Below are 16,200 nucleotides of genomic sequence, written 5' to 3' on the forward strand. Positions count from 1 at the left end.
AAAAGCCCTGCACAATAAACACTGTGCAGGGCTTTTTGATCCGTCCGGAAAGCTTAGCTCAATACCGGTTCGGCTCCATTTCCAGGTCAACATGGAAACGTTCTGAAATGTCTTTCTGGATACGCTGCGCCAGGTCGAGCAACTGCAAACCGGTCGCTCTGCCGTAGTTGACCAGCACCAGCGCCTGCAATTTATGCACGCCCGCATCGGCTTCGCGGAAACCTTTCCACCCTGCACGCTCGATCAACCAACCCGCGGCCAGCTTCATCTGCCCGTCGGGTTGCGCATAGGCCACCAGGTCCGGGTATTCGCCCTTGAGCCGTGCAGCCAGCGCCGCCGATACCAAAGGGTTCTTGAAAAAGCTGCCGGCGTTACCGAGCACGGCCGGATCTGGCAGTTTTTCGTTGCGGATGCTGCAAATGGCCTGGCTGACATCACTGGCGGTCGGATGCTCGATGCCTTGTTCGGTCAGGCGCTGACGCACCGGGCCGTACTCCAGATGCAAATGCGCGGCGCGGTCGAGAGCGAAACGCACACGCAGGATCACCCAACGTCCCGGTTCCTGCTTGAACAGGCTGTCGCGGTAAGCGAAGTTGCATTGCGCCAGGCTGAAGTCGCGCAGTTCGCCGGTCTGGCGATCGAGGGCGGTCAGGCCGGCGAACACGTCCTTGATCTCGACTCCATAGGCGCCGATGTTCTGCATCGGTGCCGCACCGACGGTACCGGGAATCAGGCTGAGGTTTTCCAGGCCGGACAACCCCAGGGCCAGTGTGTGTTGCACAAATGGATGCCAGGGCTCGCCCGCCTCGGCCTCGATCACCACTTTGCCGGCGTCATCGCTCAACACGCGAATCCCGCGAGTGGCCATGCGCAGCACCAGTGAATCGATATCCGCCGTCAGCAACAGGTTGCTGCCACCGCCGATCACCAGAACCGGGACCTTGTGTTCCAGGCCATAGGCCAGGGCTTCACGCACATCGGCGTCGCTACGGGCCTCGGCAAACAGCCGGGCCTGGACATCCACGCCAAAGCTGTTGAACGGCTTGAGCGAAACCTGCGATTGAACCTGCAAACTCATAACCGTCCCTTCAGTTCGATGACCAGCAGATCGCTGGCGCGCTCGATCAGGTCCAGCACCTGCTCGAAGCCTTGTTCGCCGTCGTAGTAAGGGTCCGGCACTTCATCGATTGGCGACTGGTAGCGACGCAGGAACAGGTCGAGTTCGGCCTTGCCCTGGGCCGGCTGCAAAGCCTTGAGATGGCGCAGGTTGCTGTTATCCATCGCCAGGATCAGATCGTAGGTGGCGAAATCGGCGCGGGTGACTTGCTGGGCGCGCTGGGCGGACAAGTCGTAACCGCGCAGCTTCGCCGCGGCCTGACTACGCTTGTCCGGTGCCTTGCCGACATGCCAGTCACCGGTGCCGGCGGAAGCGACTTCGACCAGTTCAGCCAGCCCCGCTTCACGCAACTTGTGCCGCAGCACGCCTTCGGCCGTGGGAGAGCGGCAGATGTTGCCCAGGCAGACAAACAGAACCCGCATCACGCCTCCAGAAGGCGACGAACGCGCTCAAGATCTTCAACAGTGTCGACGCCGGCTGGCGGCGCGATCAGTGCATCGGCTACGTGGATCCGCACGCCGTGCCACAGGGCACGCAACTGCTCCAGGCTCTCGGTGTTTTCCAGCCAGCACGGGCCCCAGCTGACAAAATCCTGCAGGAAACCGGCACGATAGGCATAGATGCCGATATGGCGACGATACGGCACACCTTGCGGCAACTGCTCACGGCTCACCGCGAACGCATCCCGCGCCCAGGGCAAGGTGGAACGACTGAACGTCAACGCCAGGCCGTTGAGGTCGCTGACGACCTTGACCACGTTGGGATTGAACAGGGTGTCCACGTCTTCGATCGGCTCGGCCAGGGTGGCCATGCGCGCTTCGGCGTGGGCAGCCAGGTTGGCGGCGACCTGATCGATCACGCTCGGCGGGATCAGCGGCTCGTCGCCCTGGACGTTGACCACGATGGCGTCAGGCGCCAGGCCCAGCTTCATCGCGACTTCGGCCAGCCGATCGGTGCCGGAGTTGTGATCTTCACGGGTCAACACCACTTCGGCACCAAAGCCTTTACAGGCCTCGACGATGCGCGCGTCGTCGGTGGCCACCACCACCCGCTCGGCGCTGCTTTTGCTCGCCTGTTCCCAGACGTGCTGAATCATCGGCTTGCCGGCGATCAGCAGCAGCGGTTTGCCCGGCAGGCGGGTGGAGGCATAACGCGATGGAATGACGACGGTAAAGGCTGTGGTCATTTATCCAGGCGCTCGTCGGTGGTCAGGGTGCGCGCTTCCGATTCGAGCATCACCGGGATGCCATCGCGAATCGGGTAGGCCAGGCCTGCGCCCTTGCTGATCAGCTCGGTTTTGTCGGCGCTGAGCTTGAGCGGGCCTTTGCAGACCGGGCAAGCGAGGATGTCGAGCAATTTGGTGTCCATGAGCATTCCCTGGAAAAAACGGAGTTAAGGCAACAAACGAGCCGGTAACAGGCGCATCAGCTGTGTGTCGAACCAGGCCACGAAGGCCGGCGATGGCACAGCATCGACCGCCAGGTACCACCAATCGGTGGCGGCAAAGGCACGGCATTTCACCGCGTCTTTTTCCGTCATCACCAACGGCAACGACGGCGCGAAATTCAAAGTCTCCACGCTGTATTCGGCGTGGTCGGCAAACGCATGTGGAACCGGCTTCCAGTGTAGCGTTTCGAGGGTCTTGAAGAAACGTTGCGGATTGCCGATGCCGGCCACCGCGTGCAGGGCCTGGCCGCTTTGGAAGTGGTCGAGGGGACGCCGTTCGCCGCTGCGCAGATTGACCAGCGCGGTGGGCTGCAATTGAAAGGCAAACCCGTCAGTGCGGTCAGCCGCGGCGCCGTTGTAGAGGACCGCGTCGACGCTTTGCAGGCGCTCGACCGGCTCACGCAATGGCCCGGCAGGCAGGCAACGGCGATTGCCCAGGCCGCGGGCGGCGTCGATCAGCACCAGTTCCAGGTCACGGGCCAGGCGGTAGTGCTGCATGCCGTCGTCGGACAGGATCAGGTCCAGCGGCTCACTGGCCAGCAACGCTTGGACAGCGTTGCTGCGATTGGGGTCGATCATCAGCGGCACGCCCGTGCGCTGGACGATCAGCAACGGCTCGTCACCGGCGACGTCGGCGCTCTGCTCGGCCTCGACCCGCCATGGCAACTGCGGCGGTCTGGCACCGTAGCCGCGGCTGACCACACCGACCCGCAGGCCGCTGCGCTGGCAGTGCTCGATCATCCATAGAATCAGCGGCGTCTTGCCAGTGCCACCCACGGTGATATTGCCGACCACGATCAACGGCACCGGCGGCTGGTAGATCTCGCCCTCACCCGCCAGAAAGCGCTTGCGCTTATGCATGACCACGCGCCGGTACAGCCACTCCAGTGGCTGCAACAGTTTCAGGGCCGGATGACCTGCGTACCACGCCGCCAGCAATCGTTCGGACATGGCCATCAGGATGCGGGGGGTGCCGCTTCGACAGTGGTCATGCGCAAATGGCTGAAACCGAGCTTGCCGGCCGCATCCATGGCGGTGATGACGGACTGATGCTGCGTCTTGCCATCAGCGCTGATCGACAGTGGCCGGTTGGTGTCGCCATTGGCTTCCTTTTGCAGCGCGTCCATCAGAGAGGCCAGGTCGCTTTTCGGCAGGATCTGGTTGTTCACCGAGAACACGCCGTCGGCGCTGATGGCGATGTCCAGCGGCTTGTTCTGGTCTTCGGACGGAGAGCCGCTGACCGCTTCCGGCAGGTCGACGCGCAGCTGGGTCTCACGGGTAAAAGTGGTGGTCACGACGAAAAACAGCAGCAGGACAAACACCACGTCGATCAGCGACACGAGGTTGATGTCCACGTTCTCCCGTTGCTTGCGGCGGAATTTCACGCTTTGCCCTCAGCCAGATCAACGTCACGGTCGCCCTGCACCACTTCAACCAGCTTGATGGCTTCCTGCTCCATGCCCACGACGAGCTCATCGATGCGCCGTTGCAGAAACCGGTGGAAGAACACCGCCGGGATACCGACGATCAGGCCCGAGGCCGTGGTAATCAAGGCTTTGGAAATACCGCCGGCCAACACTGCGGCGTTGGTCATCATGCCCGTGCCCATGAACGAACTGAAGATATCGATCATGCCCAACACGGTACCCAGCAGCCCCAGCAAAGGCGCCATGGCGGCAATGGTGCCCAGCGCGTTGATGTAGCGCTCCAGCTCGTGAATCACCCGGGCAGCGGCCTCTTCGATGCACTCTTTCATGATCTCGCGACCATGTCTGGAATTGGCCAGGCCGGCCGCCAGGATCTCGCCCAACGGGGAGTTGGCGCGCAGTTCCTTGAGTTTTTCCTTATTGAGCTGTTTGTCCTTGATCCAGACCCAGACCTGCCCGAGCAAGTGCTCCGGGGTCACGCGGCTGGCGCGCAGCGTCCAGAGACGCTCGGCGACGATGGCCATGGCCACGATGGAACTCAGAATGATCGGCAGCATCATCCAGCCGCCGGATTTGACCAATTCCCACACAGTGACAGTCCCCTCGAAAAAGTGCGCCACTCTAACATAGGGGGTGGAAGCACCGAAGACCGTGATGTCGCATCCGGTCGGGCATTAATAGCGCTCGCTTATTGGTTCGAGGGCGGCGGATCGCGCCAGAAACGCCGTTCCTGGCGCATTGACCACGGCGGCTCGAAGCGTCCCAGTTGCAGACGAATGGCACCGTGTTCTGCACTGTCGTAGATCGCCATTCCACGTTTTTGATAACGCGCGATCACCGTGGGATGCGGATGGCCAAACGAATTGCCCTGGCCACGGGAGATCAGCGCACCTTTAGGTTGCAGGACATCCAGAAGGGCCCCGGACGACGAGCTGCGACTGCCGTGGTGTGGCGCCTGCAGCCAGTCGGTGGGCAGGGCCAACGGGCTGTCCAGCAGGGCCCTCTCGGCGGCGGCATCAATGTCGCCACTCAACAGCAACCGTTCGCCATTGGCCTCGATCAGCAGGACACAGGAGTTCTGATTGCTGTCGCCGGCCAATGGCCAGTGCCAAAGCTGGAAATCGACTTCATCCCAGGTCCATTGCCGTCCACTCTCACAACGCTCGGCCTGCAACTCCACGGGCAAGTCTGACGGTTCACCACTGACCACCTGTTTCACCGGCAAGCCCTTGGCAATCGCCCGGGCACCGCCTGCATGATCGGCATGGGCGTGACTGATCAGCATCAGGTCGATGTCCTTCACCCCCAGTTTGCGCAACGCCGGCAGCACCACCCGCTCCCCCTGGTCGAGTTCACCGAAACGCGGTCCGGCGTCATACAGCAACGTGTGATGCCGGGTGCGCACCACGATCGCCAGACCCTGGCCGACATCCAGTTGCCAGACTTCGGCCCTGCCTTCCTGCACCATCGGCCTGGGCGAAAAAACCAGGATCAACAGCATGGGCCACCCTAACGGACGCATCGGTACGCCTCGCGGCAGCAATAGCAAAAAAGCGCCAATGGCACCGATTGCCCAGGCCCATGGCGGGACCGCCATGGGCACCCACGCGGGAACCTGACCGGAGACGAGCCCCAATCCCCTGAACCACCAGTCGATCAAGCCGCCCGCCAGCCACAGCAAGTTCTCACCCACGTAAGGCACCGACAGCAACAGCGTCCCGAGCAACGATGGTGGCAGTACCACCAGACTGATCCAGGGCACGGCGAACAAATTGGCCAGCGGCCCGCTGAGACTGATGGGCAACCCCAGTGCCAGTAATAACGGACACAGTCCGATTGCAATCAGCCACTGGGCGCGGGTCCAGGATTGCCACCACCGCCAGGGCCCCAACCGGCCGCCGAAGGTAAATATCAAGATTGCCACAGCCGCGAAAGACAGCCAGAAACCAGGCTGAAGACTCGCCAGCGGCTCCAGCAGCAAAATGCCGTTGAGTGCCAACAACAGGGGCCACCATGCACCGAGATGGCGGAACTGCAGACGCCACAACAACACCAGACCAAGCATCAGGCAGGCTCGTCGCACCGGCACCTCGAAACCGGCCAGCATCCCGTAACCCAGCGCAGCGGCGAATGCCAGGCCACACGCCCAAGGCAACCATGGCAGACGGTTCGGCCATAACCCAAAGCGGGCCAGGCCGGCGATCAGCAGATACACAGCTCCCGCCAGCAATCCGATGTGCTGCCCGGAAATCACCAACAGATGCACCGTGCCGGTGTCCTGCAATACCTGCCAGTCTTCACGACTCAGCCCGGCGCCGTCCCCGAGTACCAGCGCCGTCAACGCGCCGCTTCGCCCCTGGGCATCCACCGCCAGCAAGCGCTGACGGATTCCGTCGCGCCAGGCCCATTGGGCTGGCGCAAGGCGTTCGCCCGCCTTGATCGTCCCGGTCGCCCCGATGCGCTGTGCCAGCAACCAGGCCTGGTAGTCGAAGGCCTGCGGATTGAGGAGCCCGACCGGGCGCTTCAGCTTGACTGCCAGGCGCCAACGTTCGCCACTATTCACCGGCGGCCCGCCATACCAGGCCAGACGCATTTGCCGCGGCAGCCGGGTACGTCGAGACTGGATGTCGGTCAATTCGAAACGCACGACACCGTCGTCATGCCGGGGCAAACCTGTGACCCGCCCTTCGACCCAACGGGTTTCTCCGTCCAGCGCCGGCGGCAACCGGTCATCCAGCGCCCACTGCGCATTCGCGCAGGCCCAACTCAAACCGAACAAATAAAACGCCAGCGGATACGTCCTGAACGGCAACAACATCAAGCCCGCCACCGGCATCGCCAGCCACAACCAGACCGGCGGTAATGCCGGTAAAAAACGCAAGGTCAGCAGACCCAACGCCAGCGCCATCATCCCTGTGCGCATAAGCCCGTCCTTGAGAGTCCCCTCCAAGGCTTAGCCCGCCCGTCGCGCAGGCGCCGTTATCAATTGTCACAAAGTCTGAATGGGGCGTTCATAGAATCCAGACATACTTGCCACCCTGACCGACCGAGAAGCCTTATGCCCCGGCGCTTATTCAAACGTTACATGCCAGACCCGATGAGTATCAGGGAACACAAGTCCTTACGCTTTCTCGGCACACTGTTGCATGACCCCAACCTGTGGCACCTCAACCGCCACTCCGTTGCCCGCGCCATGGCGGTGGGCCTGTTTGCGGCGTTCCTGCCGATCCCGCTGCAGATGTTGCTGGCGGCAATCCTCGCCATCATCGTGCGCGGCAACATGCCGATTGCCGTGAGCCTGGTCTGGCTGACCAACCCGATCACCATGCCCGCCGTATTCTTCTGCACCTACCAGACCGGCGCCTGGCTGATGGACGTTCCCGCCCGGCAGTTGCCGGACTCACTGACCTGGGAATGGATCAGGGGGGAAATCTCGACCTTGTGGCAACCGTTTCTGTTGGGCTCGGTAGTGACGGGGCTGGCACTCGGTGCGCTGGCCTACTTCCTGGTGATGATGTATTGGCGCTGGTGGGTGGCCAGGCAGTGGAAGCGGCGCAAGAAGAGCCGGATGTGAGAATGCAAGACGGCCTCCACTTGGGAGGCCGTTTTATTTTGGTGTCCGGACTGGCGCCATCGCGAGCAAGCTCGCTCCCACAGGGGATCTACTTAGCGACATAGATCGAGTGTGGGAGCGGGCTTGCTCGCGAAACAGACGACTCGGTATTTCTCAGGTACGCATCCCGCGCCCGCTGACCAGCAACCGTGCACAACCGAAATACAGCACCACGGTCGCGACCAGCATGAAGGCGATGGCCACGCTGATCCGGATATCCGATACGCCGAGGATGCCGTAACGGAATGCGTTGACCATGTGCAGCACCGGGTTGGCCAGGGACACGGTCTGCCAGAACGGCGGCAGCAAGGTGATCGAGTAGAAGACCCCGCCCAGGTAGGTCAGTGGCGTCAGCACGAAAGTCGGAATGATCGAAATGTCATCGAAGTTGCGCGCAAACACGGCATTGATGAAGCCCAGCAGCGAGAAGATCGTCGCGGTCAACACCACCACCAGAATGGTCACGCCCAGGTGATGCACCTGCAAATGCGTAAAGAACAGTGACAGCAGGGTCACGATGATCCCCACCATCAAGCCGCGCAGCACGCCGCCCAGGGTGTAGCCGATCAGGATGGTGTGCGGCGACAACGGCGAGACCATCAATTCTTCAATGGACCGCTGGAACTTGCTGCCGAAGAAACTCGACACCACGTTGCCGTAGGAGTTGGTGATCACCGACATCATGATCAGCCCCGGCACGATGTACTCCATGTAAGTGAAGCCACCCATGTCGCCGATCTGCCGACCGATCAGATTACCGAAGATCACGAAGTACAGGACCATGGTGATGGCCGGCGGCAGCAAGGTCTGCGGCCAGATCCGGGTGAATCGCCGGACTTCACGGTAAACGATGGTGTTGAGGGCAACGAGGTTGGGGCGCAGCTCTGAACTCATACCGCCACCTTCGACAGATTTTTCTCCACCAGGGACACGAACAACTCCTCGAGGCGATTGGTTTTGTTACGCAGGCTCAGCACTTCGATGTTCTGCTGTGCCAACTGGGTGAACAGCGCGGTGATGCCCATGGACTTGTCCACCTGGACTTCCAGGGTGTGGCTGTCGATCAGCCGGGACGGGTAGCCGAGCAACTGAGGCGCGGCTGGCAGAACGCCCTTGAGGTCCAGCAGAAAGGTTTCGACATGCAGTTGGCTGAGCAGCTGACGCATGCTGGTGTTCTCGACGATGGTGCCGTGGTCGATGATGCCGATGTTGCGGCACAACTGCTCAGCCTCTTCCAGATAGTGGGTGGTGAGGATGATGGTGATGCCTTTCTGGTTCAGCTCGGTGAGGAAGCTCCACATTGAGCGACGCAGCTCGATATCCACCCCGGCAGTCGGTTCGTCGAGGATCAGCAGGCGCGGTTCATGGACCAGCGCGCGGGCGATCATCAGGCGACGCTTCATGCCACCGGACAGTGAACGCGAAGGCACATCCTTCTTGTCCCACAGGCCGAGCTGGGTCAGGTACTGTTCGGCGCGTTCCTTGGCGATTTTCGCCGGAATGCCGTAGTACCCGGCCTGGGTCACGACGATGTCGAAGGTCTTTTCGAACTGGTTGAAGTTGAATTCCTGAGGCACCACGCCGATGGAGCGTTTGAGCTGCGCAGGATTTTTGTCCAGGTCGTGGCCGAAGATATTCACTGTGCCGCTGGTCTTGTTCACCAGGGTCGAGAGAATGCCGATGGTCGTGGACTTGCCGGCGCCGTTAGGGCCGAGCAAGGCGAAAAAGTCACCTTCGGCGACATCCAGATCGATACCATTCAGGGCCTGGAAACCGTTGCCGTAGGTTTTGGTTAGCTGCCGGATGGACAGAGCGGAACTCATATCGGATTTACGCACCAAGAAGGGAAGAAAGGGTCAGGTAAGGGCGGGCGGCGCGCATTGCAACCACGTCGCATGAGCGCAATGGTGCTTGTCGCCGCCACACAAGTACAGTCAAGTGTGTCGATAGTGAGTATTAAGTCAACGCGGTCATGACGGCTTTGCGATACGCCGGACGCTGTTGCAATCGTGCATACCAGGCTTCCAGATGAGGCTGCGGCGCACGCTCGATCGGCATCTCGAACCAGGCATAAATGAAACTGCCCAGGGGAATATCGCCCATGCCGATCTCGTCTCCGGACAGGTAGGGTTTGTTCGCCAACGCCTGATCGGCCATCGCCAGCAGCGTGTCGCATTCCTTGATCGCGGCCTTGATGGCGGGCCAGTCCTGCTGGTCTGCCGGGGTACGCAGCACACCCCAGAACACGGTACGGAACGGGCCGGCAAAGCTTGAGGTGGTCCAGTCCATCCATTTGTCAGCGCTGGCACGGGCTTGCAGATCCGCCGGATACCAGGCCGTGCCGTCGGCGTGACGGGCCATCAGGTAACGTACGATGGCGTTGGATTCCCACAACACAAAACCATTGTCTTCCATCACCGGAACCCGACCGTTGGGGTTCATCGCGCGGTACTCGGGCGTATCGACGACACCGAAGGCGCCACCGGCATCGATAGCCTCGTAGGACAGCCTCAGTTCTTCGGCGGCCCACAATGGTTTTCTGACATTCGATGAGTTTTTCCGACCCCAGATCTTCAGCATGACCGCCTCTTTTTCGGTAAGTGGGCAGGCAGCATACGCCGGATCAGGCACGACTCAAATCGCTCTGCATGTCGCCCAACAGCGGTTGCTGTTGCTCACCGAACAGGTGCGGATAGCATTTTTCCAGGTGCTCGAAAAAGAACGCCTCAGGTACGTCGGCGAACTGGCCGTGATCGACCAGGTACTCCATCAGCTTCGCGCCATCGCGGTTGAAGGGATGAAAAACACTGTCGTTGATCCCGTCGAATTCCAGCGGCGCCACATTGAACAGGTCGCAGAGTTTCCGGTTGAACGCGGGTGTCGCCTTGATCCAGCGATCCTGCAAATAAAACTCGGTGTAGCCGTGCATGGCGAACATGTCGCTCTTGAGCAATTCAAGCAGCCTTGGCGTCGACAAATGATTGCGCACATCCGCCAGGCCGATCCGCGCGGGAATCCCGCAATGCCGCGCCGCGCCTGCCAGCAACGTGGCCTTGGGCACGCAGTAACTCTCCCCGGTCGCCAATGCATGACTGCCGCGCAGGGTCTGCGGATCGCGACTGAATGTGTACGGGTTGTAGCGCACCGCTTCACGCACGGCGTAATAGAGGCTGATCGCCTGCTCAATCGGATCGCGACTGGCGCCACGATGTATTTCGGCGAACTCCACCACCGACGGATGGTCACTATCGATGAAGCGGCCGGGACTCAGGTACTCGTGCATGAGAATAATCTCCTGGGGAAGCCCCGAGTCTAGCGAGAGCTTCAGCACAGAGATAACGACGTTTCGGCCAAACATGGGCGCTTTGCCGTTCACTCGATAAACGCTTTTCCCACGTGTGTGGCGGCCCGCCTGCCGCACGAAAATCATCCGGGGTTTTCAAGATTCCAATCACATCGCTCAGGCCTGCCTGTTTTGCGGATGCCGTCTAAGCTCTGAGGGCTGGTTCGCCCTGGTTTCACGGAGGAATGAATATGCTGCTGTTGTGGATACTGGTTTTGCTGGTCGGTATTGCCTGTTTGGCCCACCGCCGCATCGCCCCGCTCCCCACCCTGGTCGTCGTGGCCGTCTATGTCGTGGCAATGGGCGCTTTCAGTCGCGCGCCGGGCTGGTTGCTGCTGGTCCTCTGGGTCTTGATCGCCGCCGTCGCCGCGCCCTTGCTGCTGCCCGACCTGCGCCGCAAATTGTTCAGCACACCGATATTCAACTGGTTCCAGAAAACCCTGCCGCCCATGTCGCAAACCGAACGCGATGCCATCGAGGCCGGCACGGTCTGGTGGGACGGCGAACTGTTCAGTGGCCGTCCGGACTGGAGCAAACTGCTGTCCTATCCCAAAGCGCAATTGAACGAAGAGGAACAGGCTTTCATCGACGGGCCGACCGAAACACTCTGCGCCATGGTCAATGAATGGCAGCTCGGTCAAACCATGGACCTGCCGCCCGAAGCCTGGACATTCATCAAGGACAACGGCTTTTTCGCCCTGATCATCCCCAAGGAGTTTGGCGGCAAGGGCTTTTCCGCCTATGCCCACTCGCAAGTGGCGATGAAACTGGCGAGCCACAGCGGCGACCTCGCCTCCACCGTGATGGTCCCCAACTCCCTCGGCCCGGCCGAACTGTTGCTGCATTACGGCACCGACGAACAACGCAATCATTACCTGCCACGCCTGGCACGCGGCGACGACATCCCGTGCTTTGCCCTGACCGGTCCGCTGGCCGGCTCCGACGCTGGCGGCATGCCGGACTCCGGAGTGATTTGCAAAGGGCAATGGGAGGGCCAGGAAGTCCTCGGCCTGCGCCTGAACTGGGAAAAGCGCTACATCACCCTCGGCCCGGTGGCCACCCTTCTCGGCCTGGCCTTCAAGGCCTATGACCCGGATCACCTGCTGGGCGAACAGGAAGACCTGGGTATCAGCCTGGCATTGATACCGACTGACACCGCCGGTGTCGAGATCGGCCGCCGGCATCTGCCGCTGGGCGCCGCCTTCATGAATGGCCCGAACTCAGGCAAAGACGTGTTCGTCCCGCTGGAGTTCCTCATCGGCGGCCAGGAAATGCTCGGCAAAGGCTGGATGATGCTGATGAATTGCCTGTCGGTCGGGCGTTCGATTTCCCTGCCGGCGGTGGGCACCGGCATGGCCAAGTTCACCAGCCTGGTGACGGGCCAGTACGCTCAGGTTCGCGAGCAGTTCAATGTACCGATTGCCGCTTTCGAAGGCATTCAGGAAGCCATGGCCCGCATCGGCGGCAACGCCTGGATGATGGACGCCGCGCGGATGCTCACCGCCAACGCGGTGGACCTCGGCGAGAAACCGTCGGTGCTGTCGGCGATTCTCAAGTACCACCTGACCGAACGCGGCCGCGAGTGCATCAGCCACGCCATGGATGTGCACGGCGGCAAGGCGATCATCTTGGGGCCGAACAATTATCTCGGACGCATGTGGCAGGGCGCGCCGATCTGCATCACTGTGGAAGGCGCGAACATTCTCTCGCGTAACCTGATGATTTTCGGCCAGGGCGCGATTCGTTGCCATCCCTTCGTCCTCAAGGAAATGGCGCTTGCTGGCCGTGAAGACAAGGATCAGGCGCTCACAGAGTTCGATGGCCTGCTGCTCAAGCACATCGGCTTTGCCGTGAGCAACGCCGCCAGTACTCTGGTGTTGAATCTTGGTTTCGGGCACCTGGAACACACCCCGGGCGACAAACTCAGCCAGGGCTACTTCCGCGCACTCAATCGTCAGGCCGCTGCTTTCGCCATGCTCGCCGACCTCAGCATGATGCTACTGGGAGGTGAACTGAAACGCCGGGAGCGTCTGTCCGCGCGGTTGGGTGACGTGCTGAGCAACCTTTACCTGGCCAGCGCCGCCCTCAAGCGCTACCACGATCTCGACTCACCGCAGTACATGACGCCGCTGCTGGCCTGGGCCATGGAGGAAAGCCTGGGGCAGGCCGAACGCGCCATGGATGAACTGCTGAGCAACTTCCCGAACAAGGTCGTGGGCTGCCTGCTGCGGGTGATCGTGTTCCCGTTCGGTCGCCGGCACAAAGGGCCATCGGACAAACTCGCGGCCGAAGTCGCTGCGTTGATTGGCCGCGCCAAGGGCGACCCGGCCCTGGAGGAATTGCTCCTGGGTTGCTATCGCCCGCAAGCGAGCGACGATCCGGTGGCTGCATTGCAACACGCCTGCAATCTGTTGAGCGCCGCACAGCCGCTGTACAAAAAGCTGCATGTGGCACTCAAGAGTGGCCAGGTCAAACCGCTTCCCGGCGAGTCGCTGATCGATGCCGCGTTCGAGGCTGGCGTGTTGCAGCCGGTGGAGGCCCAAACCCTGCGTGAAGCCGAGGCGGCCCGGCGCAAGGTGATCGATGTCGATGACTTTGACCAAAAGGCTTTGGCACTGGCCAAGGGAAAAGTCCGCTGATCCCTTCAAACATGTAAAAACGGGCGCGGGCGCTTTATACTCCCGCGCCCGTTTTGCTCTTGAGGACTTATCTCGTGTCCAACATCGTTGCCGATCATCTCGTTTTACTCGACCACCTGCGCAGCATCCTGGTCGCCGTAGGTGAGGCCGAGCAGGTTCCCGAAGAAAGCCATGCCTTGTTCCTTGAGCGCTTCGACGAACTGCTGGCGTCACTGCCGATCGATCCGATCGAAAGCCAATACCTGGGCCAGGACATCCTGACTCAAGTCATTTCCCGTTATCCGCAAATCGCCCACCTGATTCCACGGGATCTGCTGTGGTATTTCGCCGGTGACTGCCTGCACTACTTGTCCGATGAAGAAATCGACCTGTATCAGGCACTGGAAGAGCGTCGCTTCGAAGCCGAACAGAACGACGAACCGTTCGACTGGAACCAGGAAAAGCAGCTGCTGGCGCTGTCGAACCAGGACAGTAAGCACTGATCCCCCGACTGATTCACGCAAAAGGCCAGCATGGTTGAACATGCGGGCCTTTTTTGCGTTCAGAACAAGCCCTCACTCTCCGGCAGTTCATACTCCGATGGCGACCAACCCGGACCATTCGACCTGCCCGGCTTGCCCAACGTCGGCTCCTTCTCCAGACACTCCACCAGGTAATCAATCAACACCCGAAGCTTGGGAGGCAGGTACCGGGTTGGCGAGTGCAACAACCAGGCGCCGCCGTGATAGGACGCCAGAAAGGTCCAGTCCGGCAGCACTTGCACCATCAACCCCTTCTCCAGGGCATACCGCGCCGTGAAATACGGCAGGCTGCCAATCCCGATGTGCTGCAACACCGCGCCATAACGCACGCCGGTGTGATTGGCGGCATACCGCCCACGCACACCGACGGTTACGGTTTTGCTGCCCTTCTTGAATTTCCAGCGTGCATCGCTCGGGGTTTCGCCCAGGTAAATGCAACTGTGGTTGAGCAAATCATGGGGATGAGTCGGCGTGCCGTGCTCGGCCAGATACTGCGGTGTGGCGCAGAGCAAATGATCGATCGTCAGCAACTGCCGCCCCACCAGCCCCGCAGGCGGCCGGTCGGTGATGCGAATCGCCAGGTCGACGTGATCGTCAATCAGATCGACCTGACGGTCCTCAAGCAACATCTCCACATCCACTTTGGGATAACGGCGCAAAAACTCCGGCATGTGCGGGTGAATCACGATCCGGCCCACCGCTTTCGGCACGCTGATACGCACCAGCCCTTCGGGTTCATCGGTGAACTGACCACTGATTTCCATCACTGACCGGGCGGCATTGACCATATCCTGGCAGCGCTTGAACACCTCCTCGCCACCGTCACTCAGGCGCAGCTTGCGCGTGGTTCGTTGCAGCAACCGGGTCGCGAGCGCCTTCTCCAGACGCGAAATGCTACGACTGACCGCCGAGGGCGAAGTACCCAACTGGCGAGCCGCCTCGGAGAAACTGCCCGTCTCGACAACCTTGACGAAAATCGCCATTTCACCCAGCAGCGGCAGCGGAAGATTTATGCTCACAGCGCAACAGTCCTTTGATGTTTGCCCGGATTATCACGCATTTACCGGCTTTCTATAATAAAAACAGATATTCAATACGAGCCTGGAATATGACGCTGCGCCTTTTTTTCCATAGTGATGAGCTCAAGGCCAACGTGGAAGTCCTGGAATGCATCCCCCACGAAAACGAGTTTGCCGTGGTCTTGCGAGCAACCCTGTTCCACCCTCAAGGCGGCGGACAGCCTTGCGACACCGGCTGGATCGGCGAAAGCCAGGTGCTGCGCGTGGTCCAGGATCCCGAGCGGATCATTCACTTTGTCGACCGCCCCGTAAAAACCGGCATGACTCAAATCCGCGTCGACGAACAACAGCGGTTGTTCAACACGCGCATGCATTCGGCCGGGCATTTGATCGGGCACTTTGTACAAGCCATGGGCTGGATGCCGATCAAGGCGCATCACTGGCCTGGTGAAGGTCGTGTGCAATTCAAACCGGGTAACTCGGCGCAGGACGTTGAGGCCCGGACAATTGAGCAGGGCATCGGGCAGTGGATCGACCACGATCTGCCGCGCCTGACCTCACTGCGCGAAGGCGTCCGGGAGATCGGTTTCGGTGAACTGCCCGCCTACGGTTGCGGCGGCACCCATGTACGTAGCCTGAAGGATTTGGGCGCGATCACGATCAGCACCCTTTCGCAAAAGAAAGGCACGCTGTCGGTCCACTACCACGTGGACTGAACACAGGGCGTTCGTGAGACGCCTGACTTTTTCGATGCAAGCATTGCCTGGAACGCAAAAGGCCCGCTCAGTCAGACTGGCGGGCCTTTTTTTGCTTCAGCGCAACGGGTCGACATCAGGCGAGCGCATTGCGCTGCGACCCCGCCCACCCGCCTGGCTCCAGTCTTTGCACCAATGGTTTTCTTAAAAATCATGGCACTTTGGATTGATTGAACTACCTTCAAACAATAAGAAGTCATGACGGACCGAATTTCCACGTCAGCTTCAGTGATCAGATAGCGGACTGGCAAAAGGAGTTACCTCACCATGATCCTGGCAGGCGTTTTCCGGCTCTGTACCTTCAGTGCCGATTACTTTGC

General features: G+C 60.8%; 17 protein-coding genes. 4 read left to right on the top strand and 13 right to left on the bottom strand.

Annotated features, from left to right (window positions below):
* Window positions 1–58 precede the first annotated feature (58 nt).
* From murB to AC06G5_RS22900, 8 genes are all read right to left on the bottom strand, one after another.
* On the bottom strand, window positions 59–1,078 hold the full coding sequence (murB, locus tag AC06G5_RS22865) for a UDP-N-acetylmuramate dehydrogenase (RefSeq protein ID WP_480458350.1): 1,020 nt from the start codon (window positions 1,076–1,078) through the stop codon (window positions 59–61).
* Window positions 1,075–1,539, bottom strand: coding sequence for a low molecular weight protein-tyrosine-phosphatase (locus tag AC06G5_RS22870; protein ID WP_413422631.1), 465 nt, complete (start codon window positions 1,537–1,539; stop codon window positions 1,075–1,077). The genes murB and AC06G5_RS22870 overlap by 4 nt, the downstream gene beginning before the upstream one ends.
* Window positions 1,539–2,303 carry a 3-deoxy-manno-octulosonate cytidylyltransferase gene (gene kdsB / locus AC06G5_RS22875; protein ID WP_413422629.1) on the bottom strand — a complete coding sequence of 255 codons (765 nt, stop codon included), beginning with the start codon at window positions 2,301–2,303 and terminating at the stop codon, window positions 1,539–1,541. The genes AC06G5_RS22870 and kdsB overlap by 1 nt, the downstream gene beginning before the upstream one ends.
* Window positions 2,300–2,485, bottom strand: a complete 186-nt coding sequence (locus tag AC06G5_RS22880; RefSeq protein WP_003179363.1) for a Trm112 family protein — start codon at window positions 2,483–2,485, stop codon at window positions 2,300–2,302. The genes kdsB and AC06G5_RS22880 overlap by 4 nt, the downstream gene beginning before the upstream one ends.
* A gap of 24 nt (window positions 2,486–2,509) precedes the next feature.
* Window positions 2,510–3,520, bottom strand: coding sequence for a tetraacyldisaccharide 4'-kinase (gene lpxK / locus AC06G5_RS22885; protein ID WP_413422627.1), 1,011 nt, complete (start codon window positions 3,518–3,520; stop codon window positions 2,510–2,512).
* On the bottom strand, window positions 3,520–3,948 hold the full coding sequence (locus AC06G5_RS22890) for an ExbD/TolR family protein (protein WP_413422625.1): 429 nt from the start codon (window positions 3,946–3,948) through the stop codon (window positions 3,520–3,522). The genes lpxK and AC06G5_RS22890 overlap by 1 nt, the downstream gene beginning before the upstream one ends.
* Window positions 3,945–4,580: a MotA/TolQ/ExbB proton channel family protein gene (locus tag AC06G5_RS22895; protein WP_057400367.1), complete on the bottom strand. Its 636-nt coding sequence runs from the start codon at window positions 4,578–4,580 to the stop codon at window positions 3,945–3,947. The genes AC06G5_RS22890 and AC06G5_RS22895 overlap by 4 nt, the downstream gene beginning before the upstream one ends.
* 98 nt (window positions 4,581–4,678) lie before the next feature.
* Entirely contained in the window at window positions 4,679–6,913 is a 2,235-nt protein-coding gene (locus AC06G5_RS22900) for a DNA internalization-related competence protein ComEC/Rec2 (RefSeq protein ID WP_480458351.1), read from the bottom strand.
* A gap of 135 nt (window positions 6,914–7,048) precedes the next feature.
* Between AC06G5_RS22900 and AC06G5_RS22905 the strand changes: the two genes are divergently transcribed.
* Entirely contained in the window at window positions 7,049–7,564 is a 516-nt protein-coding gene (locus AC06G5_RS22905; protein WP_413422621.1) for a DUF2062 domain-containing protein, read from the top strand.
* Window positions 7,565–7,717: 153 nt separating this feature from the next.
* Here the strand turns inward: AC06G5_RS22905 and AC06G5_RS22910 are convergent, their stop codons facing one another.
* From AC06G5_RS22910 to AC06G5_RS22925, 4 genes are all read right to left on the bottom strand, one after another.
* Entirely contained in the window at window positions 7,718–8,497 is a 780-nt protein-coding gene (locus AC06G5_RS22910; protein WP_007991638.1) for an ABC transporter permease, read from the bottom strand.
* On the bottom strand, window positions 8,494–9,426 hold the full coding sequence (locus AC06G5_RS22915; RefSeq protein WP_007991636.1) for an ABC transporter ATP-binding protein: 933 nt from the start codon (window positions 9,424–9,426) through the stop codon (window positions 8,494–8,496). Before AC06G5_RS22915 ends, AC06G5_RS22910 begins: the two co-directional genes overlap by 4 nt.
* Before the next feature lie 133 nt (window positions 9,427–9,559).
* Complete coding sequence (locus AC06G5_RS22920; RefSeq protein ID WP_480458352.1) at window positions 9,560–10,183, bottom strand: glutathione S-transferase family protein; 624 nt, start codon at window positions 10,181–10,183, stop codon at window positions 9,560–9,562.
* A gap of 43 nt (window positions 10,184–10,226) precedes the next feature.
* Window positions 10,227–10,886: a transglutaminase-like domain-containing protein gene (locus AC06G5_RS22925; RefSeq protein ID WP_413422616.1), complete on the bottom strand. Its 660-nt coding sequence runs from the start codon at window positions 10,884–10,886 to the stop codon at window positions 10,227–10,229.
* A gap of 251 nt (window positions 10,887–11,137) precedes the next feature.
* On the opposite strand from AC06G5_RS22925, the gene AC06G5_RS22930 reads away from it, so the two are divergent.
* Both AC06G5_RS22930 and AC06G5_RS22935 read left to right on the top strand, forming a co-directional pair.
* Window positions 11,138–13,585, top strand: a complete 2,448-nt coding sequence (locus AC06G5_RS22930; protein WP_413422614.1) for an acyl-CoA dehydrogenase — start codon at window positions 11,138–11,140, stop codon at window positions 13,583–13,585.
* Window positions 13,586–13,659: 74 nt separating this feature from the next.
* Window positions 13,660–14,067: a PA2817 family protein gene (locus AC06G5_RS22935; protein WP_007991629.1), complete on the top strand. Its 408-nt coding sequence runs from the start codon at window positions 13,660–13,662 to the stop codon at window positions 14,065–14,067.
* A gap of 59 nt (window positions 14,068–14,126) precedes the next feature.
* Here the strand turns inward: AC06G5_RS22935 and AC06G5_RS22940 are convergent, their stop codons facing one another.
* Complete coding sequence (locus AC06G5_RS22940; RefSeq protein WP_413422612.1) at window positions 14,127–15,125, bottom strand: LysR family transcriptional regulator; 999 nt, start codon at window positions 15,123–15,125, stop codon at window positions 14,127–14,129.
* Window positions 15,126–15,214: 89 nt separating this feature from the next.
* Here AC06G5_RS22940 and AC06G5_RS22945 point away from each other — a divergent pair, with 89 nt between their 5' ends.
* Entirely contained in the window at window positions 15,215–15,841 is a 627-nt protein-coding gene (locus AC06G5_RS22945) for an alanyl-tRNA editing protein (protein WP_413704187.1), read from the top strand.
* Window positions 15,842–16,200 lie beyond the last annotated feature (359 nt).

The organism is Pseudomonas sp. WT-JTC, assembly GCF_056711565.1.

Coding starts and splice junctions, on each gene's coding strand:
- murB (WP_480458350.1), bottom strand. CDS start 1,078: ATGAGTTTGCAGGTTCAATCGCAGGTTTCGCTCAAGCCGTTCAACAGC.
- kdsB (WP_413422629.1), bottom strand. CDS start 2,303: ATGACCACAGCCTTTACCGTCGTCATTCCATCGCGTTATGCCTCCACC.
- AC06G5_RS22910 (WP_007991638.1), bottom strand. CDS start 8,497: ATGAGTTCAGAGCTGCGCCCCAACCTCGTTGCCCTCAACACCATCGTT.
- AC06G5_RS22900 (WP_480458351.1), bottom strand. CDS start 6,913: ATGCGCACAGGGATGATGGCGCTGGCGTTGGGTCTGCTGACCTTGCGT.
- AC06G5_RS22945 (WP_413704187.1), top strand. CDS start 15,215: ATGACGCTGCGCCTTTTTTTCCATAGTGATGAGCTCAAGGCCAACGTG.
- lpxK (WP_413422627.1), bottom strand. CDS start 3,520: ATGGCCATGTCCGAACGATTGCTGGCGGCGTGGTACGCAGGTCATCCG.
- AC06G5_RS22930 (WP_413422614.1), top strand. CDS start 11,138: ATGCTGCTGTTGTGGATACTGGTTTTGCTGGTCGGTATTGCCTGTTTG.
- AC06G5_RS22905 (WP_413422621.1), top strand. CDS start 7,049: ATGCCCCGGCGCTTATTCAAACGTTACATGCCAGACCCGATGAGTATC.
- AC06G5_RS22880 (WP_003179363.1), bottom strand. CDS start 2,485: ATGGACACCAAATTGCTCGACATCCTCGCTTGCCCGGTCTGCAAAGGC.
- AC06G5_RS22915 (WP_007991636.1), bottom strand. CDS start 9,426: ATGAGTTCCGCTCTGTCCATCCGGCAGCTAACCAAAACCTACGGCAAC.
- AC06G5_RS22925 (WP_413422616.1), bottom strand. CDS start 10,886: ATGCACGAGTACCTGAGTCCCGGCCGCTTCATCGATAGTGACCATCCG.
- AC06G5_RS22870 (WP_413422631.1), bottom strand. CDS start 1,539: ATGCGGGTTCTGTTTGTCTGCCTGGGCAACATCTGCCGCTCTCCCACG.
- AC06G5_RS22920 (WP_480458352.1), bottom strand. CDS start 10,183: ATGCTGAAGATCTGGGGTCGGAAAAACTCATCGAATGTCAGAAAACCA.